This window comes from Parabacteroides sp. AF18-52, from assembly GCF_003479145.1.
GTDB classification, from domain to species: Bacteria; Bacteroidota; Bacteroidia; order Bacteroidales; family Tannerellaceae; genus Parabacteroides; species Parabacteroides faecis.
In genome coordinates this window covers 34,410-60,043 of record NZ_QUGR01000019.1, presented here as the reverse complement: position 1 = coordinate 60,043, position 25,634 = coordinate 34,410, and the positions used below count along the sequence as shown (strand labels likewise).

Below are 25,634 nucleotides of genomic sequence, written 5' to 3'. Positions count from 1 at the left end.
CATTATCTTAACCGATCATTTACCGGCTTCCTGCAATTGTTCCGCCAGTTTATCCATATTTTCGGGACTGGATGCGACTTTGAACTGCAATTCTCCCTTTTTGTTGATTATGGCGCAATGAGGGATATATAATGCTCCGTTATTTCCGAATGTATTATAGATATCCATTTTAAAGAACTCGTTAATGATTACATGTTCCCCTTTCAGATTATAATATCCCGCCATTTTCTTCCATAAATCGGCTTCGCTCGGACGATCGATAGAAACATAAAGCAATACGATATCATTCTCTTCAGCATACTTCTGCAAGGGTTCCACATGTGCAAAAGACTGACGGCAGGGGCCGCACCAGGTTGCCCAGATATCAATAAAAATGACTTTACCCAGATAACGGTCGGTTATCTCTTTGAAAGAACGCACACTATCCGTGTTCAGGACATGAATATCCGCAGGTAGTTCCAGTTTGTTAAACGAGAGGTTTTTCCGTATCGCTTCCTCCAGCGAAGACTGAAGCATACTACCCGGATACAACGCTTTAAACTGTTCATATAAAGCCGGCATACCCGTTGAATAACTCTCATTAACAGCATCTTCCAGGATAATATTCGCCATAGCGACTTCCTGTACACGTCCTTTCAGATTCGCTTTATACCAGTCGAAAAGTTTCAGCTTGCCTTCATTCCGGTCTTTCGGCTGCTGCTGTGTTTTCATATAAAGTTCTATTCCGGCAATGTTCGATATCACATCGGAAAATGCGGTGGAAAAGACGTTCTCCGGTTGGTTTATATCGGCATACTCCAACATTTCCGGATAAACGGCCTCCCACTCTTTCTTTGTCTCTTCCGTACCCCGGTAATTAATCCCGAAATATTGATTCATAAAAGCCAGCAACATCTGCATACGGATATCCTGTACGGCTCTTTTCTTAAAGAGATCGTCGACTCCCGTTATTTTTTGCTCTATGCCGGCTCCATAGTCCGTCAGCTTCTTGTAAACGGAAGAGGCTACGGTGTCTTTTGCCACCTGGAATACATCCCCTTCGCGTGCCCTTAAACTAAATACATCTTTCTGCAGGCGGGAAAGTTCTTTCACGACTTCATTCTCCCTCGCCAGCTTGTTCTCCACCTCCAGACTGTTTTCCAGAGAGGCATCGATATCGAGTACATTTTTACCCGGTTCAACATAAACCGTTCCTAAATACTTTTGCCCATATACATAAAAAGAAAATTTTTCATTCTCCTTACCAGGAAGCGTTATATGATACGTACTGTCAGCCTCCACAAAAAGAGTGTCTCTCTGGGTAAACTGATAAATGCCATCCATTGTAGAATTATAGATGATCGTATTACCGGAAAGATTGGATACTTTCCCTTCAATGGTTATCGATCGGGGGGTACAACCTGCCAGCCCCAGGACAACTATACCGGCCAGCATATAACCGAGTCTTTGATTTTCCATCCTATTAGTTTTAAAGCTTTATACTTGATCTCTCTTGAAAAAGAATCGGTTACAAATGTAGCGGATTATTTTGTATTAAGTGCCATCAGGAGTGCTATCACTTCCGAATAATTTTTACGGCCGGAAGGAATGTTATTGCTTTTCAGGAACCAGTTATAAAGCGTATCCTGAATATCGCCGATCGTCGGACTATACAGCCCCTGCCAATAAGCCACCTTATCATTATATGCCTTTTTTATTTCAGGCGATATCGTTTCTTTCCACTGCTCAAACTCTTCTTCCGGTAATAACTGATACACATTTCCCAGTACGTAAGGCAACAAAGCGAAATAGGCAGAAAAACGTATCTCCGGCACTTCGGAACGCGAACAAACCAAAAAGCCATAAAGGTTCGCCTCGGCTTCACTGGAGATTCCCAGCACATGCGCCATTTCATGTGCATATGTGAAAGGATACTGGACCGGAAGCAGGTCCGGATTCAGATTATATTCTGTAAAGAAAGGCCCTATATATCCCAATACGCCGACACCGCTCATCAAAGACGGGATCAGCATCGGTTTCGGATGAAGATAAGCGGCAGGAGGAACCAGCCCGAAACGCCCGGCTATTTCCTGATAGCCATTCTTCACCTCTTCGGCAACGACGGCATGATCGATCTTCTCGACCGGTGTAAAAGAAGCGTTCAACGAGTCGGTATAGGCCGAGAGAAAAGAGCGGAAATCATCTTCCGAATAATCGACATAAGGAATCTGCGTCCTGACAAAAAAGTTCTCCCGGAAATAATTCAGTCCCCAGACCATATAGAACCAGACATATACCCATAGCAGGTATTCCGCCATACGCCCGGCCGTTTTTTTCCACGAACGGCGTTTTACGATCGCATATATCAGATAAACGACCAGCCCGGCAATGCTCCCGTAAATAAAACAATCACCGACAGAAAAAGGGAAAAAGGAAGAAACACGTGATAATACGATCGAAAAGAACGGATAAATTCTACGGGCATACCATTCGCCCCATACCGGTAAAGCCATCACAGTCCAGACAAAAGCCAGACAAACAACCAGGACTACCCAGCGTATACGTATCTTTTTAATCCAATCTATTCCTTTTATCATACAGACAAAGATAGAAAATAGCAGTTATTCGACAAAGGGATGCACAAATATAAAACGTGCTCCCCGGGTATAAGTAGCATCGAGGGTAAGGGTTCCGTTCAGACGATCGGCAATCACACGGCAGATCGGTAACCCTAAACCGGTACCCTGCTTGAATTCATCGATCTTTTCAAACCGGTTGAAAATACTTTCCTGCTTTTCCGGAGGAATGCCGGATCCCGTATCCGTAACAGAAAAGACAATCCGTTTTCCTTCCCGGTCTACTCTATAATCCAGATTTATTTCCCCCTGTTCCGTAAACTTAGCCGCATTGCTAAGTAAGTTCAGCAGCAATTGCTGCACCCGTAAACCGTCCGTCTTCATAACGAAGTCTTTATCCGAAAATGTCAGGGTCAGGTCAACGCCCGGTTGTATCCTGGGCTGTATGCTTTCCTGCACCTTCCGGCAACAATCATATATATTACAATCAGCAAGGGTCAGTTTAAAATTAGTCGAGTCGAGCCGTGACAGATCGAGTACGTCACTCACCAGGTTGAGCAGCAGATCGGAACTGTTATTAATGATATGGATAAACTCTTTCCGTTCCTCTTCGTCTGCGTCTTCCAGTAATCCGGAAAAACCGACTATGGCATTCAACGGTGTCCGTATCTCATGGCTGATATTGGCTACAAAAGCGGCTTTCATCCGGCTGGATTCTTCTGCCTCTTCCTTGGCTACACGTAGTTTTCTGGTGGTTTCGAGCAATGCCTCACGTTCTTTTTGGAGTACATTCTTCAAACGGGACGTACGGTAGGCATAGCAAAACAGCAAATACAGCAAAAAGACCAGGACCAATAATAAGATGACCAATACTTTTAACTGATCCTGCTTATGTTCCAGACTCTCTTTCTGGTATTCCAGTTCTTTCTTCTGTATATTCTTTTCATTCAGATCGTGGATGGAACGAAGTTGGCTGATCTGTCGCGTATATGCCGAGATAATGCTCTGTTCCATAAATGTCAGCAACTCATCATGGGTCTTCAACGCAGCATCTCTCATTCCGGTCGCTTCCTGTATTTCTATTTTCAATTTCAATACCTCCACCGAATAATCCGTTTCCTGCGTGCGGTCGATCTCTTCAAGCGCCTTCGGATACTCTTTTATATGGAAATAATAACGGGCACGTGCCAGAAAATAAACAGACTCCACATCATTACCACAATTTTCAACAAAATAATAGGCAGCTTTATCCAATGCTTCGCGGGCACGCTCCATGTCGTTTCTTGCGACATACAGGTTCAGGTAATTTGCGTACAGCACACAGTATTTACTTTTGAAAGGATAATTCATCCAACGGAGAGAGTCCTGCTTTTCCATATCCTTCAGCAGGCCTATTGCATAATCGAGCGTTTCATTCAACTGTTCTAATTTACCCAACCGTTGATAAGAGATCAATAAATAGGGAATGATCTGAAGCTGATAATCCGGTGAATCGCCTTTCTGTTTCAGTAAATCGATTCCTTTCTCGAAAGCCACGACAGCATCGCTGTCACGTCCGATCAACAGATAGATCAATCCCATGTATTCATTACTGGAGATAAGTCCTTTCTGGTTACCCGTTTCTTCCGATAAAAGCTGGAGCCGCACGGCTTCATTCATCGCCAGCTCATAATTCTCCCCTATCAGATAATAACGGCAGTAACAGTTCAGAAACTCAAATACAGCATCCGGGACCTCCTGACGTGCAGTAGCAACGGAATCGACCAGATGCGCCCAAAGCTGCAGGCTATCCAGCTTTCTTTTGTTACAATAGTAACGTCCCAACTGCATGGCTGCCCAATAATACTCTTTGATCGAATCAGTCTCCCCGGCAATGGAAGCCATTTGCTTCAGATTTTCACAGCCTTCCGATGTATTCCAGTTCAGCCGGGCCAATTTAGTCAAGGCTTCCAGTTTAACCCCTGTATCTGAAGTCTCATTCAGTAAGGACAAAAGGCTGTCGCGAACAGAAACATATTGGGAATCTGTCACCGTTTCTGCCTGACTGCGCACAAGCCCCAGGAAGATCCCCGCTACAACTAATACTAGTCTTATATATATATTTCCCATAAATGCGTTACAATCGAAGCCAAAAATAGTTCTTTTCTATCAACCTTTTTTACTTCAAAACTATTATTTCAATATATATAAGATTATTATATACTTTCAGTTATTCAGGCAAAATTCTTGTTCAGTAACTTCTTCGCTTCCGCTTCCGACAAGTTACGACGGGCCGCATAATCCTTCATTTGCTCTTCATCGATCGAACCGATCATAAAATACTGAGAATCAGGGTGAGCTATATAAATACCGCTTACCGTTGCCGTCGGATACATAGCACCGTTTTCCGTCAGTTTCACACCGATCTGCGACATATCCAGCAGCTTGTCCAAGGTGTAATTCAGTAACTGGTCGGGCAGTGACGGATAACCTACCGCCGGACGGATTCCCTGATATTTCACTTTATACAGATCCGGGATGGATAAAGACTCGTCCGGAGCATAGCCCCAGTATTCTTTGCGGACCTTTTCATGAAAATATTCGGCAAACGCTTCCGCCAGACGGTCTGTCAAGGTTTGAAGGAGCATCGAATTATAGGTATCGCCTTCTTCTTCAAACTGGTTCTTCAAAGATTCGGCACCTACACTGGCTGTCACGACAAACGCTCCGACATAATCCGTACGGCCTTCCGAAGCCGGTATGATGTAGTCGGCAAGCGATTTATAAACACCCTCTTCCTTTTTTGCCTGTTGACGCAACACAGGGATCACAAGGTCTCCTACCCGGATATTATCCCCATCGCTGTTAGCCGGGAAAAATCCGTAAATGGCCTTGCAGTATTCCACTTTCATATCGACCAGACGATCCAGCAGTTTAACGGCATCCTTGTATAACTGCATGGCCTCGGCAGCCTTCGGACGTTCATCTTCCGAAAAATCGGCCAACCACGCAGCACGACATCCGTCACATCCGTGTATCTTCGTTATGGAAGCAAAGCGGCCGCTCAGTTTCCAGGCACTAAAGAAGAAAATCCAGTTTATATAAGGTATGATTTCTTCCAACGGAATATAAGGAAGTACATGTACCCCCATCCGATCAGGAACAACCGGAGTATAGGCCGACCAGTCTATTTCCTGAGGATTGGCACGGGCTTCGCTCAATGAAACCAGTACCTCTTTCCTTTTTTCCATAGAGGCACGCAAGACCTCATATTCTTTATTGAGTTCCTCAATATAACTATTACGGGTTTTCGGGTTCAGCAACTTAGCCGCGATCAGCGGATTCTGCGAGGCATCGAGTACATGGATTACCGGATAATCATAATGGGGAGCTATCTTTATAGCAGTATGCAATTTAGAGGTTGTGGCACCGCCAACCATCACAGGTATGGTCAGTCCGGCTTTCTGCATTTCGTCCGTCACATGTACCATCTCCTCCAAAGAAGGAGTGATCAATCCTGACAGGCAGACCAGATCGGGCTGCTCGTCGATCGCTGTCTTTACGATCACCTCAGCAGGAACCATCACACCCAGGTCGATCACTTCGTAGTTGTTGCAGGCCAGAACAATCGAGACGATATTTTTACCGATATCATGCACGTCACCTTTCACGGTCGCAAAGACAACCTTTCCGGCTTTAGCCGAGCCGGACGCCGTCTTATCGGCTTCAATGGCCGGTTGCAGGATAGCGACTGCCTTTTTCATGGTACGGGCCGTCTTCACGACCTGCGGTAAAAACATTTTACCGGCACCAAACAGTTCGCCTACCTTATTCATGCCGCCCATCAGCGGACCGTCGATAATATTCACGGCACGCGGATATTCTTTCAACGCCTCCTGCAGGTCTTCTTCCAGATGGTCGCCGATACCTTTTATCAACGCATACTCCAACCGTTCTTTCAGCGGTTGCTCCCGCCAGGCTTCATGCTTTTCTTCAGCACCACCCTGCTTCTCCACATGCAGGTTCTGGGCATATGTGATCAGTTCTTCGGCTGCTTCCGGACGACGTGCCAGAATAACATCTTCCAGCAGATTCCGGAACTCCGGCTCGATATCTTCATATAATACGGCAGAGGAAGGATTCACGATACCCATATCCAACCCTTTGCTGATGGCGTGGTACAGGAATACGGAATGCATCGCCTCACGTACATAATTATTTCCGCGGAATGAGAAAGAGAGGTTACTGATCCCCCCGCTTATCTTTGCTCCCGGCAGATTCTGTTTGATCCATTCGACGGCACGGATAAAGTCCAGACCGTATCCGTTATGTTCTTCCATACCGGTTGCGATTGCCAGTACGTTCGGGTCGAAAATAATACCATTCGGATCGAAATCGATTTTCTCCCGAAGCAAACGGTAGGCACGTCCGCAGACTTCCGCCTTTCGTTCAAACGTATCGGCCTGTCCTTTCTCATCGAAAGCCATCACGACAACGGCAGCCCCCAGTTGTTTAATACGGGCGGCATGGGCCAGGAACACTTCTTCACCTTCTTTCAATGAGATCGAATTGACAATACTTTTTCCCTGCACACACATCAGACCTTCTTCGATCACCTCCCATTTGGAAGAGTCGATCATGACAGGCACACGGGCTATATCCGGTTCGGAAGCGACCAGGTTCAGGAAGGTCGTCATTTCCTTGACAGCATCCAACATCCCGTCATCCATATTGATGTCGATCACCTGTGCTCCGTCTTCTACCTGTTTACGGGCAATCGTAAGTGCTTCCTCGTAACTCCCCTCTTTGATCAGGCGGAGGAATTTACGGGAACCGGCGACGTTACAACGTTCGCCTATATTGATAAAGTTATTCTCTTTCTTTACTTCCAGCAATTCGAGGCCGGACAGCCACAGGCAATCCGGTTTCTGAGCAGGGATATGCGGCTTCGCTCCTTTTATCAATGCCGGATACTGGGCGATATGGGCGGGAGTCGTACCACAACAACCTCCCAGTATATTTACCAGACCTTCTTCGATAAATGGTTTGACATGACCGGCCATCTTTTCCGGTGTCTCGTCATAAGTTCCGAAAGTATTGGGTAATCCCGCATTCGGATAAGCACTTATATAATAGGGAGCATGTTTGGCTAGTTCGGCAAGGAAAGGTTTCATATCCGCCGCCCCGAAAGAACAGTTCAAACCGATACTTACCAGGTTAATGTGTTGAACCGAAGCCAGACAGGCTCCTAAAGTCTGGCCGGAAAGCGTCCGTCCTCCCTGAGCTGAAAGTGTCAGAGACAACATGATAGGTAAATCCTTGCCTTTTTCTTTCAAAACAGTTTCGGCTGCTTCCAATCCGGCTTTTACGTTCAGGGTATCGAAAGTCGTTTCAAAAAGAATAATATCCACACCTCCGTCGACCAGAGCTTCCACCTGCTCTTTATATGCCTTATATACATCTTTATAAGTAACGGCGCGATAAGCGGGATTGCTCACGTCGGGGCTCATGGAGGCCGTCTTATTGGTCGGTCCGACAGAACCGGCTACAAAGATGGTGCGGTCCGGATGCTCCGCCATGAACTCATCGGCGACTTCGCGTCCCAACATTCCTGCTGCCAGGTTAATTTCACGCACATACTCCTGCATGGCGTAATCTTCCATCGAAATAGCGTTCGCATTAAATGTATTTGTTGCAAAAATATCTGCTCCGGCATCCAGATACTGGCGGTGGATAGACTTGATGACGTCCGGACGGGTTATACACAACAGGTCGTTGTTTCCTTTCAGTTGTCCGGGAAAATCGGCGAAACGGTCGCCTCTGTAATCCTGTTCATTCAGCTTGAATCCCTGGATCATGGTACCCATACCACCATCCAAAATCAGGATACGTTCCTGCAGGGACCGTATAAATAATTCTTTATTCATAGATATGTTTTTTCTTTTTGAAAAAAGAAACGGCAGGAGTATCTCTTACCGTTTAAAAGCTCTGTCCATCTCCCGCTTATCATCACGGGCCTTGATAGAATCGCGTTTATCATATTCCTTCTTACCTTTGGCGATGGTAACGACCACTTTTGCCAATCCTTTCTCGTTGATGAACATACGGGTCGGGATAATGGTAAAGCCGCTGTTACGGGCTGCACTGTCAATCTTTCGCAATTCCTTTTTGGTAAGCAGCAATTTACGGTCGCGGCGTGCGACATGATTGTTGTAAGTACCATAAAAATACTCGGCGATATACATGTTCTTGACCCACAACTCACCTTTTTCCATGATACAAAACGTATCGACCAGGCTGGCTTTGCCCAGACGGATAGATTTGATCTCCGTCCCGGTCAGCACGATCCCGGTAGTAAAAGTGTCGAGCAATTCATAATCGAAGGTTGCCCGCTTATTCTTTATCTGAATGTTGTTACTAATCTTTTCTTTCATCTTTTTCTAACTGTCAAAAACGTAACCCTGGCATCAACATGAACAAAACAAATTCGATCACAGCCGGAGTCAGTAAAATAATAACGGTCGTTATACCGGCAAATTTCAGGCGTTCATTTTCTTCCACCTGCATGTAAGGTCCGGCTCCTTCCCATACAATATAAAAAGTATAAAGTATAAAGATACGCAGGAAGAAAAACTCCGGCAACAGCATCAGTACGATATTCAATGCGAACATCAATGAGGATGAATAACCGACGAAACGTTGACAAAGTTTCAGGTCTTTCTCTCTCTTAAAGAATCCCTGCCAGAGTTCGTTCAGGAAGTAGGCAGCAAGATAGAATCCTCCGAAAGAGGCTACCAACGTTTTGATAGACGATTTCAAAGCCAATTCAACATCAAACTCCTTTCGCGTAAACAATACACCCAGAAAAGCAGCTACTGTAACCAGCCCGATTAACGGATATATGAATCGCGACAAGAACTCGTCGCCCTTCTCTTCTTTCCTCGACAACATATCCCAGGCCTTCCCCGGTTGGGATATAATGGCTATAACCCATTTAATTATCTCCTTATACATCTCTCTGTTTTTCTATTTAATACCCCCTTATCTTCCCCTTATTCAGTTCTTCCGTTGAATGAAATCTTTATCGTATCCGTCACGCTCCATAAACATGCTGTCGTATCTTTATTGTAGGCAGATGCATAATTTATAGCTATAGCAACTTCTTTTTCTCCATTCTCTTCTTCAAACGTCTTCGCTTTGTTATAGAACTCTTCGATATTGAAAGCATTTGTAATCAATACTTTTACAGTCTTTTCTTCTTCTGTCGGTTCAGTACCTTCCTCTCCTTCAGATCCTTCTTCTTTCTCTGTTACTTTTTTTATTGCTCTAAGATAAAGATTATAAATACGCTTGCCGTTCTCTGCTGTATACATCTTTTCAGGATCATAACTCATCATGAAACTATCCTGTTGAGATTCTGTTTCCGTATGATTGGACCATAAGAACAAACGTCCTCTGATATAGGCATTCCGTTTCAGTAATGATTCCGTCAAAACTTCGTTTTTCAATACTTTTGTCGTATCCGTCCATTGACTGTCCAAAGGCCATAAAGGAACACTTATAGGATTACCGATCAGTTCGATAGACAAACTGTCCGATCCCTGCAATTCAGGGGCCGATGAATCGAATGAATATTCTATCAGGAAACAATCGCCGCCATCACCGCTCACACTCAGATTAGAGCCATATAGGAAACGGCCGTCTTTAACATAAAAACCTTTAGTCGGACGTACCTGATAGACAGCCTCCTGCTCACCTACAGTAATCCGTGTATTCGTATCTCCCAGACAAGAGGACAACATCATCAAGCAAACAATGAGTATGCTATATAACTCTTTATTTTTCATCACTTTCAATCTTTATAAACATTCAAGTTTTACCACACCCCACATGACGGGATCGTACAAAGGTAGTAAAAAAGGAAACACTACAAACAAGAAAACCGGGAACCTTTGCAAAAACAAAGAAACCCGGCTTTCGTTATATTATTAATTAACAATTAAATCGTATCGGAATAATAGGCTTTCGGAAGCTGGCGGCAGTTATACTGGGATGCCATCACCTCTCCGTAAGCACCGGCTGAACGCAATGCGATCAGGTCGCCACGATGTGCTTTGTTCAACTCGACGTCTTTGCCGAACACGTCGGACGACTCACAGATCGGACCAACTACATCATACAATTCAACTTCTTCGTCACTGGATATATTCTCGATCCGGTGATAAGCATCGTACATTGCCGGACGGATCAATTCGGTAAAACCGGCATCCAGGATCGCAAACTTCTTCGTTTCACCGACTTTAACATACAGCACCTTGGAGATCAGTGTTCCGCATTGGGCGACAACCGAACGGCCCGGTTCGAAATGAACCTGTTGGCCGGGGCGAACTTTCAGCAATTTATTGAATACTGCAAAGTAATTATCGAATGCCGGGATAGGCAAATGATTCGGGTGATAATAATCAATACCCAAACCGCCGCCAAAATTCAGATTTTCGATCCGGACGCCACGTGCCTCCAGCTCTTCCTGTATTTCGTTCACCCGGATAACCAGGTTACGGAATGCCGACATATCCGTGATCTGCGAACCGATATGGCAATGGATACCGATTAGTTTCACATGTTTCAGCTTCGCCAGATTGTCCAGCACCTCTCCCAACTGGCTCAGATTGATACCGAACTTGTTTTCTTTCATTCCGGTCGTGATCTTTGCATGGGTATGGGCATCTACCTCCGGATTGATACGAAGGGCCACCGAAGCTACTTTGTTTTTAGCAGCAGCCAGCTCGTCAATGATATCCAGCTCGACAGCCGATTCCACATTGAAACAGAAAATATCGTTATCCAGCCCCAGGTTGATTTCCCAATCGGCTTTACCTACACCTGCAAAAACAATCTTACCGGCAGGGAATCCGGCATTCAGAGCAGCCTGTACTTCACCGCCACTCACACAATCGGCTCCCAACCCGTTCGCTGCTATAATAGAAAGGATACGCGGATTGGCATTCGCCTTGACGGCATAGTGCGCATGATAACCGTATTTACCGGCCTCGTTCTTCACCATATCCAATGTATCCTGCAATAACTTTACATCATAATAATAAAAAGGCGTAGGAAGTGCCTTCAGTTTGTCTATCGGGAATGTTCCTTTGAGCATATTATTTTATTATATATAAATTAAAAAAAAGGGCAGTCTCGAATAGGCTGCCCTCATATTACTTAGTTGTTAAATAAATGATCGCTTAACGCCTGCAGCGCCTTCTTCTTGTCTGCCGACTTGATCAGCAGCGATACGTTATAGTTGCTGCCTCCGTAGGAGATCATACGTACCGGCACATCCTTCATCGCATGAACGATGCGGGCTTCGAAGCCGACGTTATCCCATTCCAGGTCGCCCACAACACAAACGATCACCATATCCTGATCGACAGTGACCGTACCGTATTTCTTCAGGTCGTCTACGATTTCTTCCAGATGCTTGCGGTTGTCGATCGTTACCGATACACCTACTTCGGAAGTTGTAACCATGTCGATCGGCGTCTGGTAGTTTTCGAAAATTTCGAAGACCTTGCGCAGGAAACCGGTAGCCAGCAACATACGACCGCTCTTTATCTTGATAGAGATGATATTATCTTTTGCTGCAACAGCTTTGATCTTTCCTTTTTCCGTTTCGTTAGAGATCAATGTACCCGGAGCTTCAGGCTGCATGGTATTCAGCAGGCGAACCGGGATATTGTTCAGCTTGGCAGGCAGGATACAGGTCGGATGCAGGATCTTCGCACCGAAGTAAGCCAGCTCTGCTGCTTCTTCGAAATGCAGGTTACGAACCGGCGACGTTTTATCTACGATACGCGGATCGTTGTTGTGCATGCCGTCGATATCCGTCCATATCTGGATTTCATCCGCATTCAGGGCTGCACCGATCAGAGATGCGCTATAGTCGCTGCCACCACGCTGCAGGTTATCCACCTCACCGTAGGCATTACGGCAGATATATCCCTGGGTGATATATAATTCAGCATCTTTATGCTCGTTCAGTAATTTAACCAGACGTTCCTTAATATAAACAGGATCCGGTTCTGCATTCTTGTCCGTACGCATATATTCCAGCGCAGGAAGCAGGACGGATTTCACACCTGTTTCATTCAGATACAGGTTCATCATCCCGGTAGAGATCAATTCTCCCTGAGCCAATACAACCTTTTCTTCAAACAAAGTGAACAGGTCTTTCGTAAAAGTACGGATATAATCGAAATGAGATTTTACAAGTTCTTTGGCTTTCTGTTTATATTCGTCGGTACTGTACAGTTCTTCGATATGTCCGTAATATTTCTGTGCAAGCTTATTGATGATTTCGTTTGCACCATCCGGATTTTTCTTGTACAGGTAGTCGGATATTTCAACCAACGAGTTGGTTGTACCTGACATGGCAGACAATACGACAATATTACGGTCGCCTGAGCAAATCAATTTTGCTACATCTTTCATTCTCTGTGCAGATCCCACAGAAGTACCGCCAAACTTTAAAATTTTCATTTTCTTTTCCTATAATTAAATTGTTTGTTCCTTGCTATTTTGCGTGTGCAAAGTTACATAAAAAATCATTCTCCGACATCACCGAGGCATGCATTCTCACATTTAACTATACGGGCCGGATAATTATGTACCAGTGTATAGTTATGTGTGGTCATTATCACGGCTGTACCCTTCTGGCAAATATCATGCAGAAGCTGTACGATCTGCCCGCTTGTTTCCGGGTCCAGATTACCGGTAGGCTCGTCGGCCAATATAAGTTCAGGGTCATTCAGGAGTGCTCTTGCTATGACGATACGCTGTTGTTCGCCACCCGACAGTTCGTGCGGCATTTTATATCCTTTGGTCTGCATGCCTACCTGGTGAAGCACCTCTTCGATGCGTTCCTTTATCTCGCTCTTTTTCTTCCACCCGGTTGCCCGCAGGACGAACTCCAGGTTTTTGATCACTGAACGGTCGGTAAGCAGCTGAAAATCCTGAAAAACAATCCCCAGCTTCCGGCGAAGATAAGGAATGTCCTTCCGCTTCATCTTACAGAGATTGTAATCCATCAGCCAGGCTTCGCCCTGACTGATCGGAATTTCGCAATATAAGGATTTCAACAGACTGCTCTTTCCGGAGCCTACTTTTCCAATGACGTACACAAACTCTCCGCTACGCAAGCTAAAAGAGGCATTGTGTAATATGACATTTTCGTCGCGGCAGATCTCTACGCCATCCAGTCTGAGCAGTGTTGTATCTTCCATAGCAATTTATCCTTTATGTCTTTTCTTTAATTCACGTGCCAGATCTTCCAGACGGAGACCTTTGCTGGTCAATAATACGATCAGATGATATATCAGGTCGGATGCTTCATAAATAAAGCCTTCTTCTGTTCCGTTAGTTGCTTCGATCACGGTTTCAACAGCTTCTTCACCCACTTTCTGAGCCATACGGTTCACCCCTTTCAAAAACAGGGAAGTGGTATAGGAACCTTCAGGCATTTCCTGACGGCGCTGTTCGATAAAGTCCTGCAGATATTTCAGGAACATGATATCTTCCACATTCTTTTCACCGAAACAAGTATCAGCACCTGTATGGCAAACGGGACCAGCCGGAACTGCCTTGATAAGGATCGTGTCGTTATCGCAATCCACCATCATACTCACCACCTGCAGGGTGTTGCCACTGGTTTCCCCTTTCATCCACAAACGGTTCTTCGTGCGGCTGAAGAATGTAACCTTACCGGTTTCCCTTGTTTCTTCATAGGCTTCTTCATTCATAAAACCCAGCATCAATACTTTGTTGGTATTGTTATCCTGAACGATTGCCGGGATAAGTCCGCCCATTTTTTCAAAATCTAATTTCATCTTATTCTTGTAATTATATTCTTACATTGATTCCTTCCTTATTCAAATACAGCTTCAGGTCGGCTATGCCTATTTCACCGAAATGGAACACACTGGCTGCCAGTGCGGCATCGGCCTTTCCCCGGGCAAAGGTATCGCGGAAATGCTCCATCTTTCCGGCACCACCCGATGCAATGACCGGTATATGCAGATTGTCGGCTAATGTCGACAAGGCATCATTGGCATATCCATCTTTTACTCCGTCGTGGGTCATACTGGTGAACAGGATCTCTCCGGCTCCGAGGTTTTCGGCTTCGGCTGCCCACTGGAAAAGATGCTTTTCTGTCGGGATACGTCCCCCGTTCAGATAGCAAATCCAGTCCCCGTCCTCGTAATTCGCATCGATAGCGACTACACAAACCTGGCTTCCGAAATTCTTCGCAATCTCTTCGATCAACGAAGGGTTGCGTAGTGCCGCCGAATTGACCGATACTTTATCTGCACCGGCACTCAACAGACGGTCTACGTCTTTTAATTCGTTAATACCACCTCCCACCGTAAAAGGGATACTGATATTAGCTGCTACTTTTTTGACCAGTTCGGTGAAGGTCTTACGTCCTTCATGCGAAGCGGTTATATCCAGGTAGACAAGCTCGTCGGCTCCCTCCCGGCTATATTGTGCCCCCAACTCAACAGGATCTCCTGCGTCGCGGAAGTTCACAAAATTAATTCCTTTTACTGTTTTTCCATCTTTGATATCCAGACAGGGCACTATTCTCTTGGCTAGCATACGTTGATCTCTCCTCCAAATTTCAGGTAAAACGAAGCAGATCCTTTAAATCGATCTTCCCTTCGTAAATGGCCTTGCCGAAAATTACCGCCGGTATTCCCGCTTCAGCCAGTTTTTCTATATCTTCAATCGAACTGACACCGCCGCTGGCTATGATATATATAAAAGGGATTGCTTCCCGTATTTCCTTATACAATCCGATAGCCGGTCCCTGCAACATTCCATCCCGGCTGATATCCGTACAGATCACCTTCGTGATCCCCTTGTCGTAATATCCCTGGATAAAAGGGATCAGTTCTTTATCTGTAGTCTCTTTCCACCCGCTGATGGCTATTTTCTTATCTTTCGCATCAGCTCCCAATATAATCTTTTCGCTTCCGAACTTCGTGATCCAGGAAGTAAAAACCTCCGGATTCTTAACGGCAATACTTCCTCCTGTCACCATCCGGGCACCGCTTTCGAATGCAATTTCCAGATCGTCCTCCTGCTTCAATCCTCCACCGAAGTCGATCACCAAAGAAGTACGCGTTGCCAGTCTTTCCAACACACGATAGTTGATGATCCTGCCCTGACGGGCACCATCGAGGTCAACCACATGTAAACGACGGATACCATGTGCTTCGAACATCTTCGCTACTTCCAGTGGATCTTCATTATACACTTTCTTCGTATCATAGTCGCCTTGCGTAAGGCGGACACATTTGCCATCTATCAAATCTATAGCAGGGATAAGCTCGATCATATTATCTTACAATTTTAGAAAGTTCCTCAGAATAACTTCACCGACTGAACCGCTTTTCTCCGGATGGAACTGTGTTGCATAGAAATTATCCTTATGCAGCGAAGCACTGAACGGTTGAATATAATTAGTGGTTGCAGCCGTATATTCATTTACGGGTACATAATAACTATGTACGAAGTAAACAAATTTATTCTCCAATTGTGCGGTAAATAAACCGTCTTTAACTTGAGTGATCGTATTCCACCCCATGTGAGGTACTTTATCCTCATGACGGTGTGGAATAAACTTCTTTACTTCCGCATCAAAAATCCCCAGGCACTCTGCATCTCCTTCTTCAGAATGACGACACATTAATTGCATACCCAGACAAATACCCAGTACGGGCTGTTTCAGATCCTTAATAACAGCATCCATTTTATGTTCTTTCAGATAGTCCATGGTAGTTTGTGCTTCCCCTACACCCGGGAAAATTACCTTATCTGCTTTATTTAATAGTTCCGGGTCGGCTGTAATCACTGGACTTACCCCTAATCTTTTCAAGGCGTAACTCACTGAGTAGATATTTCCGGCATTATACTTAATAATGGCGACGTCCATTTTCTTTCTCCGTTTTCTTTTTTTATATTGAGTTGCAAAAGTAACAAATTATCATAACATATTCCCCTTTGGTTTATGAAAAGTTGCGAAACAGTGTAGAAATGTGACAAACCTGTTTTAAATTGCCCGACAAAGAACTCCGGTACATCCGAAATAGGCAAAAAAAATTTCATTTCTTAATCTCCTGCATATCAGCCATGATTAAAAAAAACGCATATTTTCTTTGCACGAAGTATTGCAGAATTGAAATTAATACTTACCTTTGCACCGCAATCGAGAGAGATTGATAATAAAAAGAGGTTCGGTAGTTCAGCTGGTTAGAATACATGCCTGTCACGCATGGGGTCGCGGGTTCGAGTCCCGTCCGGACCGCTTCTTTTTAATTACTATTTTTCTTATTTGTTTTGGTTCGGTAGTTCAGCTGGTTAGAATACATGCCTGTCACGCATGGGGTCGCGGGTTCGAGTCCCGTCCGGACCGCCAAAACAAGAAAGGTTATGAAGTTATTAAATTTCATAACCTTTTTTTATTTCCTTTTTTATAATGCTATTTTCAAACACGCAAAACCAGTAGATCAGCACTGGTATTATTATCATAAACAGGAAAAAGCAGGAATTACATTTTTACTTTTTGAGTATTCTCATTAAACTGGCAACATCCTGTAATAAATTCACCGTCTCAAAGTGTCCTTTATAAAATACGGCCCAGTTATTGAATACACAAGGTAGCTCCTTGGCTTTTTGCAGCGTATCCACTTGGATAAAAGATACTGGAACATCATTCATTTCACAATGCTGTCTGACAATCTCAATTTTTTGATCAATATAAGGGCACTGCATATCATAATAAATTGTCAGTTCTTTGCTTTCTATTTCCAGCTTTTTCGCATTTTGCGCAAACTTCGGTATGGTTCCGTCAAAAGAAAGTGCCAGCAATTCATATCCATTATCGATAGTATCGACTACTTCAAAACCGAACTTCTTCGCAAATGACTGGTCGGAAAGCCAGGATTTTTGTTTTTTCGCCCCGAGCATACAAATACCTGATTTACCCTTTTCCCTGGCATCGGCAATGCAATACTCCATCAGCGATCTCCCATAACCTTTCCCTTTGTAACTTCCCAGCGTCCATAAACAATAGAGATAATAATAGTTGTCACCAGTAATGGGGACCCAGGCCGTTTCCAAAGGGGCATACTCTATAAAAACGGTTGCCTTTGCATTCAACTTTCTAAAGACATGACCTTCATTCAGCCGGTCAGAAAGCCATTGCCGCTTTGCCTCAACACCAGGATGGAGCTTTTTAGAGCGGATAATGCAACATAAATGCTCATCGGCAAGATTTTCTGTTGTTAAGTTTATAAAATCAGTATCCATGTGTATTTCACTTCAAATTAGATATTAGCAATCAATAAGCCGTAATCACGTCGTTTATTGTTAACAGATTATGAAAGACAAATGTAATGAATTAATATGGATAATCTCTATTTTATCAATTTCCCATAGATCATTTCAAATCGACATCACCCCGACTTTAGCATTGTTTTTCAAAAGATCTCATCCATTACTGTTTAAATAACCTTAAATGCCTATTTACATTAAAGCAAAAATCACAACACCCAGAATTATCATTTATATTTGTATAAATAAATTTTATAATGTCATGAAAAATATAATTGGACTCCTATTCTTACTTGTATCATTTTTCTCACTGATATCATGCAACAAAGACAATGATGAAGAACTAATCGAAGAAAAACAATATGAATTTAGTTCTATCATGTGGGCTTTGCAGGAAGGTGACGGAGAAGATCTTTTTGAAATAAAAACACCTGAACAGGTTTTCCGTAATACAGGGAATACAACAAAAGAGATTGTTATTAATTCGTCTGAAAATGTAGAAGAATCTTCTCAATTTTTCATTGACGAAAATATATTGCCTTATTTGCCGGAAGAAGAGATAACGATCGCTTTTCCTGATGTATTCGAATTGTTATCTTCTGAATACAAATATTTCATTGGAGGTAGAAAAGCACCTTTCAAAAATGAAAAAACACATCTTCCACCAGACAGAACAATTACAGAAACGATATCGTTAGCTCCCTCATGTGAGTTACGAAACAGCTCAACTTTTACGATGAAAAAAATAAAAGCGACATATCGAATTCGTTTTGTTGAGAAAGAAGGTATTGATAGCTATGAGAAAGAAGGCAAATGGGAAGGTGTATTTATCGTTTTTGAAAGCAGCCAAACTGTTATTAATGAAATTAAATAACCGGCTTCATCTGTCCTATGAACAAGCATTACATTCCAATTGTTATAATAAATAAAAAGCAATATGGAAACTTTCAAAGATATCATAAACGGAGATAGACCAGTATTGGTAGATTTCTTTGCCACTTGGTGCGGTCCGTGTAAAGTTATGAGTCCGACAGTCGAAGCTGTAGGTAAGGAACTGATCGGTCAGGCTCGCGTCCTGAAAATTGATGTCGATAAAAATGAGGCTGTTGCGAATTTATACCGGATCCAGTCAGTCCCGACATTAATCATTTTCAAAAGAGGAGAAGTCGTATGGAGAACATCCGGAGTAATGGAGAAAAGTGCTCTTATAGAACAAATCAATAAGTTTACAGACTAAAACTTATATTCCCGAAAAGTATTTCATTGGTTAGTAGCAATAAAAAAGGAACTCATTACTGAATTCCTTTTTTATTGTAGATATTATATTGTCTTAATTAGTTTCCTTCAATATCTGGGTTTGATAAATCTGAGACTTAGCCCATGTTGCAGCTGTCGTATCTTTATTAAACTCCTTGATATAATTAATTCGGATGTTCAAGGTCTCGTTTCCTGCAGCAGTTTCTTTTGACTGTAAAGTTTTGAAATAACCATGTGTATTAAATGCATAATTAAAAGGATTAGTACCGACAACACCTTTACCATCAGCATTTTTCACAATACGCAAAAAGAAGTCATAAACACGTTTCCCATCTACAGTCTGGGGTTCTTGACTATAATCATATTCCAAAAAATATGTATTATCCTGATCTGCCGGGACTTTTTCATGACTGGAACCTACAAATAAATAATTTTTAAGAGTATACGAATATTGAGTTGCATATAAAAGACCGGCATTCAAAGCAGTTATTTCACCGGGTTTAATGTTAGCCGTATCCAGCTGACTATTGAAATATCCATCATTATCTATTTTGTTTGTGACTACAGCATTAGTTACTGTCACATATTTGTTCGAGCCATTATTTGCAGGATCATCCGAACTATAAGTGCTAGTAAAATAAATACAATCACCAGTTTTCAAATCTTTAAATACCGGAGAATATACAGGTGTGTAATCATCTATATAAGCAACAGTTCTAAAATCATCCGAATAATCAATAACTCCAATGCCATTTAAACTACTCTCATTATTACCATCCAAACAAGAGGTCAACAACACAGTTGCCACAGCAACCGCTCCTAAAGATTTAAGCTTCTTCATTTTCCGTTTTTTTATTTTTATGTTATTAGTATTTGTTTCTTATCAGATTAAAAACCGAACCGGAAACCGGCTTGCAGATTTACATTAAATGGTTTTTCAGAACGAACTGTTTCAATGGTACTTCCGTTATCGAAGTAATAATTCGCTCCCACTTCAGCATAGAGACTTAAAAAACGAAGTAACGGGTAGCTAACACCGGCACGGGCATTAACAGACCACAACCATTCCTTCATACGAATATGTTCGGATTCTTTACCGTATAATTCTTTATGCATATATTTGTTCGTAACCAATTTACCTGCCACATTCACTTCTGTCATAATTCCTGCTGCAGCATATACCTGGAAACGATTCCATTCCGCTATTTTATATGACAAAGACAACGGAATGCCTATAAAATGAAGCTTCTGACTCGTTTTATTATGATACGACGCAGTTGTTTCCCAAGAAGAAGACAATAAAGAATAATTCAAACCGGTCACTAAAGCAAAACGATTATTCAAAGAATAACTTATCGACATCCCCACAGAAACCGGTGTCTTATGCTTTACATTGGTCCTCGGCAACGAACTCTCAAAATTAGCCGCGTTCAGGAATAACAATTCCTGATCTGTCAGCGATGTATTCTTCAAAGCATACGTATTCAACGAATTGCTTGTCCCGGCAGTAACACTACCGCCTCCCATACCGAATCCCCAACGACGAGTAGAAACATTCTTCTCTTTTTTGCCGACCGGAGCAGCGTCTGCTATCAACGAACGGGATTCATCAGCAGAACCTACTTTCGGATGATCCTGTACAACATCCTCTGTTTCAACCACAGCGGTATCATCCGAATGTATTATTACTTCTGCATTCTCCTCCATGTCATCATCTGAAGAAATAACGGCAGGTTCAGTATCGGCAACTGTTACAGTCGCCTTATATGTTTCATGCTTCACCGGCTGTTGCACTCTGGCAACCGGTGTAGCTGTAATTTGTTCTTCTACAGGCTGTATCTGAGCAACAGATGGTTCTGTTTCCTTTGCCAGCTCTGTTTCTATTTTCTTTGTTTCCTGTTCGATCTTTGCCGCGATCGGAGTTGCCTCCTTCTCTGACCTGAATAAATAAACGCTACTCGTTATCATTAACAGCGATATAACCGCTGCTGCAGCCCAATAGCGCAGGGTCCGGCGGAAAGGTACCGGCGCTTTATCCGGCAAACGATCGGCTATTGCCTCCCAGTCGCCCGGCATTGTATCCACCTCAAAATCTTGTAATTTCGAGCGGAACAAATCATCAATTGTATCTCTTTCCTTTTCCATTTTTTCCTTTCAATACAAAGCGTTAATCCTCTTTTGCAACATCTGTTTGGCGCGCGTAAACTGTGAACGTGACGTACTTTCCGTTATATTCAACATATCACTGATCTCCTTATGCGAATATCCTTCTATTGCGAACAGGTTGAATACGGTACGGAAACCTGCCGGTAACTCCTGTACCAGCCTCATCAGCTCCGCCGCCGACATATCCGATATGACCGAACTATCCGGCTGTATCAATTCAGCCGTGTTATCCAGATCGGTCGATTCGCGCAACACATCCGATTTACGCAAATGTTCCAATGCACAATTGACAAAGATCTTACGCATCCACCCTTCGAATGAACCTATACCCGAGAAAGAGTCCATACTGGTAAAAACTTTTACGAATCCATCCTGCAACAAATCGCGGGCAGTCTCCCTGTCGTTCACATAACGCAGACAAACTCCCATCATTTTGCGGGAATACCTCTCGTAAAGCTCTTTCTGAGCCAGCCTGTCCCCCTTCCTACAACCATTTATCAGTTGTGTCTCATCCATTCAGTGTGTGCCTTCTCACCTCTTACGAGGCCATACAACTATTATGATGTTATTCTCGTACAAAACGCTGCATGTTTTATGAACTTTTTTTTCATAAAAGAGGCGGACACATAGATCCGCCCCATACAGGTATGCTTTGCAAAGATAAGATGTTCTAACGAATTTTCGTGTTAACGGATATAGACTGCTTAATTTTTTTTCGCAGGACTGACCGGACAACCGGCACCATCATCCACCGGCACGGCTTCCATACCAATCTTTTTAAAGGCTGAAGCTAATTTCGTTTTCGATGTCTTATCCGTCTTGTAAGTAACCTCTACCGTGCGGGTTTTAAGATCACACTTCATATCGGTCACTCCTTTTTCGAATGAGATATTCTTTTCTACTTTTTTCTGACAATTGGCACACTCCATTCCTTCAACGAAGAAAGTCACGGTGTCTTTTTTCTTTTTTGCATCCTGTGCATACGCCGTAGAAAAAGTAAATACGGCACAAATCAATGCTACTACAAACTGTTTCATAATGTATCTGTATTAATTGGTGAATATGATCGTTATTTAATCGCGGCTGATGTTAAAACGCAGACCGGCATATATTTTTCGTCCGTGAACCGGCCCCCAGACCATCGAACCGTCAAAATTATCTCCCCGCGGATTTTCAGCATCTATGATAGGATGAGATTGTTTATAATCGAACAGGTTCTCCGCACCTATATAGACCGACCATCTGCGAAAATACTTCGTTATCTGCGCATTCACAACAGTATAAGCATTAAAGTCGGATTTCCACAACGGATTTGTTGCATCCGGGGCAGGCATCCGGCCTCCTCCATTGAACTGGCCGGTCAGGTCGAACTGCCATTTCTTCAAAGGAGTTTGATAAGAAGCAGTCAGTAGTCCCTTATAATCACTAACCAACGGTTTCTTCAGACGTTGTGTTACTCCCTCAGCATTCCGGTAATCGGTTTTCGCATCCGTATAACGGTAAGCGGCCGTCAATGTAAATCCACGGAAGAAGGGATAAGTCGCTTCCACCTGAAAACTGTTTGAATAAGATTTCCCATCCAGATTATAAAAACTAACGGCATGAGGATCGCTATCCATATCGACTACGACCTGTTTCAGGAAATTGGTATAGTACCATTCTCCGTTCAATGTCAGTTCCTTTCCGAACAACGGGATATAGAAAGCCAGGTTTACACCTGTATTCCAGGCCTCTTCCTGATCCAGATTATCTGCGATATTCATTTTACGGCTACTCGACAGCAGGAAGTTATTTTCTGCAAGAATATTTGCCGTACGGAAACCTTTACCGGCAGAAACACGGACATGAAACCAGTCAAACGGATTATATTTAATATGTACGCGAGGCGTAACAAAGAAATCATACAAAGAACTGTAATCTGCCCTGATACCTCCCAACACAATTAATTTATCGTTCAGGTTGTAAGTATATTGCAGATAAGCACCTGGCACCACCTCCGTCCGGTCAAAGACATTACGCACATCATTCTGTAACAGGTTTTCATTGAAGCCGTCATAATTCATGCTTAGACCGGTGCTCAGACTATGGGCCGGCGAAAATTCCTTTTCGTAAAGCAAACTTGCATAAACATTGTTCTGATACACATTGTAAGGGGTACGGTCATACATAGACTTCTGTTCGTGGTAAGAACCGGAAAGGATCAATGCCACGCTTTCTACTTTTTCATTATCGATAATATAGGCTTGCTTCGTATAGAGTTCCGCCCGGTTCGTATTCAGATGAACCTTGTACGGATCGACAAAATCATGATGTTTGGTGGCTTGTCCCCCGGTACGGCTTTCATGCAGATAACGGACTCCATACTGGGCAACATATTTATCCAGTTTATGATACCAACGGTTCATCAGGTTGACCTGTTCCCTCAAAGGAGTATCCAGAAAACCGTCATCGTTACCGTCATGCTGCTTCTTATCATTGGAATAATGGACCAGCAAGCCGGTCGAAACCTTGTCATTGATATGCCAGGAAGCATCTGCATTTCCTTCATAACGTCCGGCATCACTACCGAACAGATTTACGGAAAAGATATCTGCCGTCGGTGGTTTCTTGAATTCCACATTGATCTGGCCTGCCAGTGCTTCATAGCCATTCTTAACGGAAGAGGTTCCTTTAGACACCTGAATACTCTCCATCCAGGCACCGGGTACATAATCCAGTCCGTATAAAGAAGCTGCACCACGGAAATTCGGATAATTTTCCGTCAGCATCTGCACATAGGTTCCAGCCAACCCCAACAGTTTGATTTGTCGCGCTCCGGTAGCTGCATCCGCATAGGAGACATCGACAGAAGGGTTTGTCTCGAAACTTTCCGCCAGGTTACAACAGGCGGCACGGCAGAGTTCATCATAAGTGATCTTCTGTGTCTGCAACACACTGGTTCGTGAAGCGATCGTTCCTATTTTACGTTCACTGATCACGACTTCCTCCAGAGCGACTTCACCTTTCAGTTTTATCTTCAAAGGCTCGTCTACATTCGTAACCGGTAAGACAAAAGTCTCATAACCGATATAACTTACGACCAGTTTATTCGCGCCTTCCCTGGTTTTCAGTTTGAAAGCACCGTCTACATCGGTTGTTGTCCCTTGCTGGGTTCCTTCCCAATAGACATTCGCTCCGATTATCGGCTGGTCATTATCATCAAACACATGCCCTTTTACTTCTTTCGCCTGGGCTGTAATGGCGAAGAAAATCAGTATTATAATAAGATAGAGTTGTTTCAACATTACTTTATATTTTGATTCAGTAGATATTCCGGTAAAACCGGAATTTGGGGTTTCTATTATTACAGAAATGAAACATTTCTGTAGTTGACAGTTGACAAGTGACAGTTGACAGTTATTATCAGATTTGAATGTTTCAATAATTATCTGAATTGAATGTTTCAAAGATTATCAGTTTGAGCTATCCCCTTATCAAAGATATTTCGCTATTACAGGTTCATTTGCCGTCAGTTTTAACTGACGGATTAGTAAATGATCTATTTCTTTGGACTTTAGTCCCATTTTAAACACACTCTCCATGCTAAGAGAAATGTGGCTAAAGCCAAAAAGAGAAACAACTTGTACTCCGTCAGTTAAAACTGACGGCAAATGAACCTGTAACAAAGCATGCCTTATTGATAACAGAAGCCGATTGACGAATAGACTCCCGTTTTATATATTCGATTGCGAAGCCTAACTGTCAACTGTCACTTGTCAACTGTCAACTGAAAAAGGTTTCACCTTTTTCTAATATTAAGCTACTAAATCAACAGAGAAGTAAGTAAATTCAAATAAATGCGGGGACAGACAATAGGTGGTCCGTCCTGATCCTGCGAGATAGATTCTTTTATGGAAGGAACCGGTACCAATGAGGTCAGAGATGAACTGAACGACAATAAGTCGATCATTACCGGTTGTAATTCTACTATGGGATTATTAAAATTGCTCCAATCAAAACTGATCCGTTCCAGATCACAACAGTCGTCTTCGCAACAACCGGAGGAGCAGGATGCCTCTTCTGTAGTTGTGTCACAACAACCATGACCGTGCACTTCACAACAATTATCATTTAATAAAACTGCTACACCTTCCGTACGGCAATCATTGCAACAATACGTCACAAAGTTCACTCCGGCACCTCCATAGAAAATAAGAGACGCCAGAAAAACGATAAACAGATATGTAACAGTCTTTTTCATTCAGCACAAAGATAGTGCTTTCACATATTCACTCCTAATCGTTAATA

At 43.2% G+C, this 25,634-nt stretch carries 23 protein-coding genes and 2 tRNA genes; 4 read left to right on the top strand and 21 right to left on the bottom strand.

Annotated features, from left to right (window positions below):
* Positions 1-15 precede the first annotated feature (15 nt).
* From DWX23_RS21200 to hisH, 14 genes are all read right to left on the bottom strand, one after another.
* Positions 16-1,458 (bottom strand): TlpA disulfide reductase family protein, encoded by a 1,443-nt coding sequence (locus DWX23_RS21200; RefSeq protein WP_122353983.1) that lies wholly within the window; start codon positions 1,456-1,458, stop codon positions 16-18.
* 65 nt (positions 1,459-1,523) lie between these two features.
* Complete coding sequence (locus DWX23_RS21195) at positions 1,524-2,576, bottom strand: DUF3810 domain-containing protein (RefSeq protein ID WP_122375943.1); 1,053 nt, start codon at positions 2,574-2,576, stop codon at positions 1,524-1,526.
* Between the two features lie 24 nt (positions 2,577-2,600).
* Positions 2,601-4,664 carry an ATP-binding protein gene (locus DWX23_RS21190; protein ID WP_122375942.1) on the bottom strand — a complete coding sequence of 688 codons (2,064 nt, stop codon included), beginning with the start codon at positions 4,662-4,664 and terminating at the stop codon, positions 2,601-2,603.
* Between the two features lie 104 nt (positions 4,665-4,768).
* Positions 4,769-8,461 (bottom strand): methionine synthase, encoded by a 3,693-nt coding sequence (gene metH, locus DWX23_RS21185; RefSeq protein WP_122375941.1) that lies wholly within the window; start codon positions 8,459-8,461, stop codon positions 4,769-4,771.
* A gap of 45 nt (positions 8,462-8,506) precedes the next feature.
* On the bottom strand, positions 8,507-8,968 hold the full coding sequence (gene smpB, locus DWX23_RS21180) for an SsrA-binding protein (protein WP_122375940.1): 462 nt from the start codon (positions 8,966-8,968) through the stop codon (positions 8,507-8,509).
* Positions 8,969-8,981: 13 nt separating this feature from the next.
* Entirely contained in the window at positions 8,982-9,548 is a 567-nt protein-coding gene (locus DWX23_RS21175; RefSeq protein ID WP_122353988.1) for a YIP1 family protein, read from the bottom strand.
* A gap of 38 nt (positions 9,549-9,586) precedes the next feature.
* Positions 9,587-10,381 (bottom strand): hypothetical protein, encoded by a 795-nt coding sequence (locus tag DWX23_RS21170; protein ID WP_122375939.1) that lies wholly within the window; start codon positions 10,379-10,381, stop codon positions 9,587-9,589.
* 152 nt (positions 10,382-10,533) lie between these two features.
* Entirely contained in the window at positions 10,534-11,691 is a 1,158-nt protein-coding gene (gene lysA, locus DWX23_RS21165) for a diaminopimelate decarboxylase (RefSeq protein ID WP_122353990.1), read from the bottom strand.
* Between the two features lie 62 nt (positions 11,692-11,753).
* Positions 11,754-13,070 carry an aspartate kinase gene (locus DWX23_RS21160; protein ID WP_122353991.1) on the bottom strand — a complete coding sequence of 439 codons (1,317 nt, stop codon included), beginning with the start codon at positions 13,068-13,070 and terminating at the stop codon, positions 11,754-11,756.
* Positions 13,071-13,135: 65 nt separating this feature from the next.
* The gene (locus tag DWX23_RS21155) at positions 13,136-13,813 is read right to left on the bottom strand and encodes a cell division ATP-binding protein FtsE (protein WP_122353992.1); all 678 of its coding nucleotides are present in this window, start codon (positions 13,811-13,813) and stop codon (positions 13,136-13,138) included.
* Between the two features lie 6 nt (positions 13,814-13,819).
* Complete coding sequence (hisIE, locus tag DWX23_RS21150; RefSeq protein ID WP_122353993.1) at positions 13,820-14,416, bottom strand: bifunctional phosphoribosyl-AMP cyclohydrolase/phosphoribosyl-ATP diphosphatase HisIE; 597 nt, start codon at positions 14,414-14,416, stop codon at positions 13,820-13,822.
* A gap of 13 nt (positions 14,417-14,429) precedes the next feature.
* Positions 14,430-15,185: an imidazole glycerol phosphate synthase subunit HisF gene (gene hisF, locus DWX23_RS21145; RefSeq protein WP_122353994.1), complete on the bottom strand. Its 756-nt coding sequence runs from the start codon at positions 15,183-15,185 to the stop codon at positions 14,430-14,432.
* 22 nt (positions 15,186-15,207) lie between these two features.
* Complete coding sequence (hisA, locus tag DWX23_RS21140; RefSeq protein WP_122375938.1) at positions 15,208-15,927, bottom strand: 1-(5-phosphoribosyl)-5-[(5-phosphoribosylamino)methylideneamino]imidazole-4-carboxamide isomerase; 720 nt, start codon at positions 15,925-15,927, stop codon at positions 15,208-15,210.
* 6 nt (positions 15,928-15,933) lie between these two features.
* Entirely contained in the window at positions 15,934-16,524 is a 591-nt protein-coding gene (gene hisH, locus DWX23_RS21135) for an imidazole glycerol phosphate synthase subunit HisH (RefSeq protein WP_122353996.1), read from the bottom strand.
* A 298-nt stretch (positions 16,525-16,822) separates the two neighbouring features.
* Between hisH and DWX23_RS21130 the strand changes: the two genes are divergently transcribed.
* Positions 16,823-16,896 (top strand) — tRNA-Asp (locus DWX23_RS21130).
* 34 nt (positions 16,897-16,930) lie between these two features.
* Positions 16,931-17,007, top strand: a tRNA-Asp gene (locus DWX23_RS21125).
* A 140-nt stretch (positions 17,008-17,147) separates the two neighbouring features.
* Here DWX23_RS21125 and DWX23_RS21120 read toward each other — a convergent pair.
* Entirely contained in the window at positions 17,148-17,900 is a 753-nt protein-coding gene (locus DWX23_RS21120) for a GNAT family N-acetyltransferase (protein WP_122375937.1), read from the bottom strand.
* A gap of 286 nt (positions 17,901-18,186) precedes the next feature.
* Here DWX23_RS21120 and DWX23_RS21115 point away from each other — a divergent pair, with 286 nt between their 5' ends.
* On the top strand, positions 18,187-18,798 hold the full coding sequence (locus DWX23_RS21115) for a hypothetical protein (protein WP_147382559.1): 612 nt from the start codon (positions 18,187-18,189) through the stop codon (positions 18,796-18,798).
* A gap of 63 nt (positions 18,799-18,861) precedes the next feature.
* On the top strand, positions 18,862-19,161 hold the full coding sequence (trxA, locus tag DWX23_RS21110) for a thioredoxin (RefSeq protein WP_122375935.1): 300 nt from the start codon (positions 18,862-18,864) through the stop codon (positions 19,159-19,161).
* Between the two features lie 93 nt (positions 19,162-19,254).
* Here trxA and DWX23_RS21105 read toward each other — a convergent pair whose 3' ends face one another.
* The 6 genes from DWX23_RS21105 to DWX23_RS21080 all read right to left on the bottom strand — a co-directional run bounded on the left by DWX23_RS21105 (position 19,255) and on the right by DWX23_RS21080 (position 25,587).
* Positions 19,255-20,022: a hypothetical protein gene (locus DWX23_RS21105; RefSeq protein ID WP_122375933.1), complete on the bottom strand. Its 768-nt coding sequence runs from the start codon at positions 20,020-20,022 to the stop codon at positions 19,255-19,257.
* Positions 20,023-20,069: 47 nt separating this feature from the next.
* Positions 20,070-21,326, bottom strand: coding sequence for a porin family protein (locus DWX23_RS21100; protein ID WP_122375931.1), 1,257 nt, complete (start codon positions 21,324-21,326; stop codon positions 20,070-20,072).
* Between the two features lie 9 nt (positions 21,327-21,335).
* Complete coding sequence (locus tag DWX23_RS21095; RefSeq protein ID WP_122354002.1) at positions 21,336-21,863, bottom strand: RNA polymerase sigma factor; 528 nt, start codon at positions 21,861-21,863, stop codon at positions 21,336-21,338.
* 188 nt (positions 21,864-22,051) lie between these two features.
* Positions 22,052-22,384 carry a cation transporter gene (locus tag DWX23_RS21090; protein ID WP_122354003.1) on the bottom strand — a complete coding sequence of 111 codons (333 nt, stop codon included), beginning with the start codon at positions 22,382-22,384 and terminating at the stop codon, positions 22,052-22,054.
* 36 nt (positions 22,385-22,420) lie between these two features.
* Positions 22,421-24,631, bottom strand: coding sequence for a TonB-dependent siderophore receptor (locus DWX23_RS21085; RefSeq protein ID WP_122375929.1), 2,211 nt, complete (start codon positions 24,629-24,631; stop codon positions 22,421-22,423).
* A gap of 518 nt (positions 24,632-25,149) precedes the next feature.
* A complete protein-coding gene (locus DWX23_RS21080) occupies positions 25,150-25,587 on the bottom strand; it encodes a hypothetical protein (RefSeq protein WP_122375927.1) in 438 nt (145 codons plus the stop codon).
* Positions 25,588-25,634 lie beyond the last annotated feature (47 nt).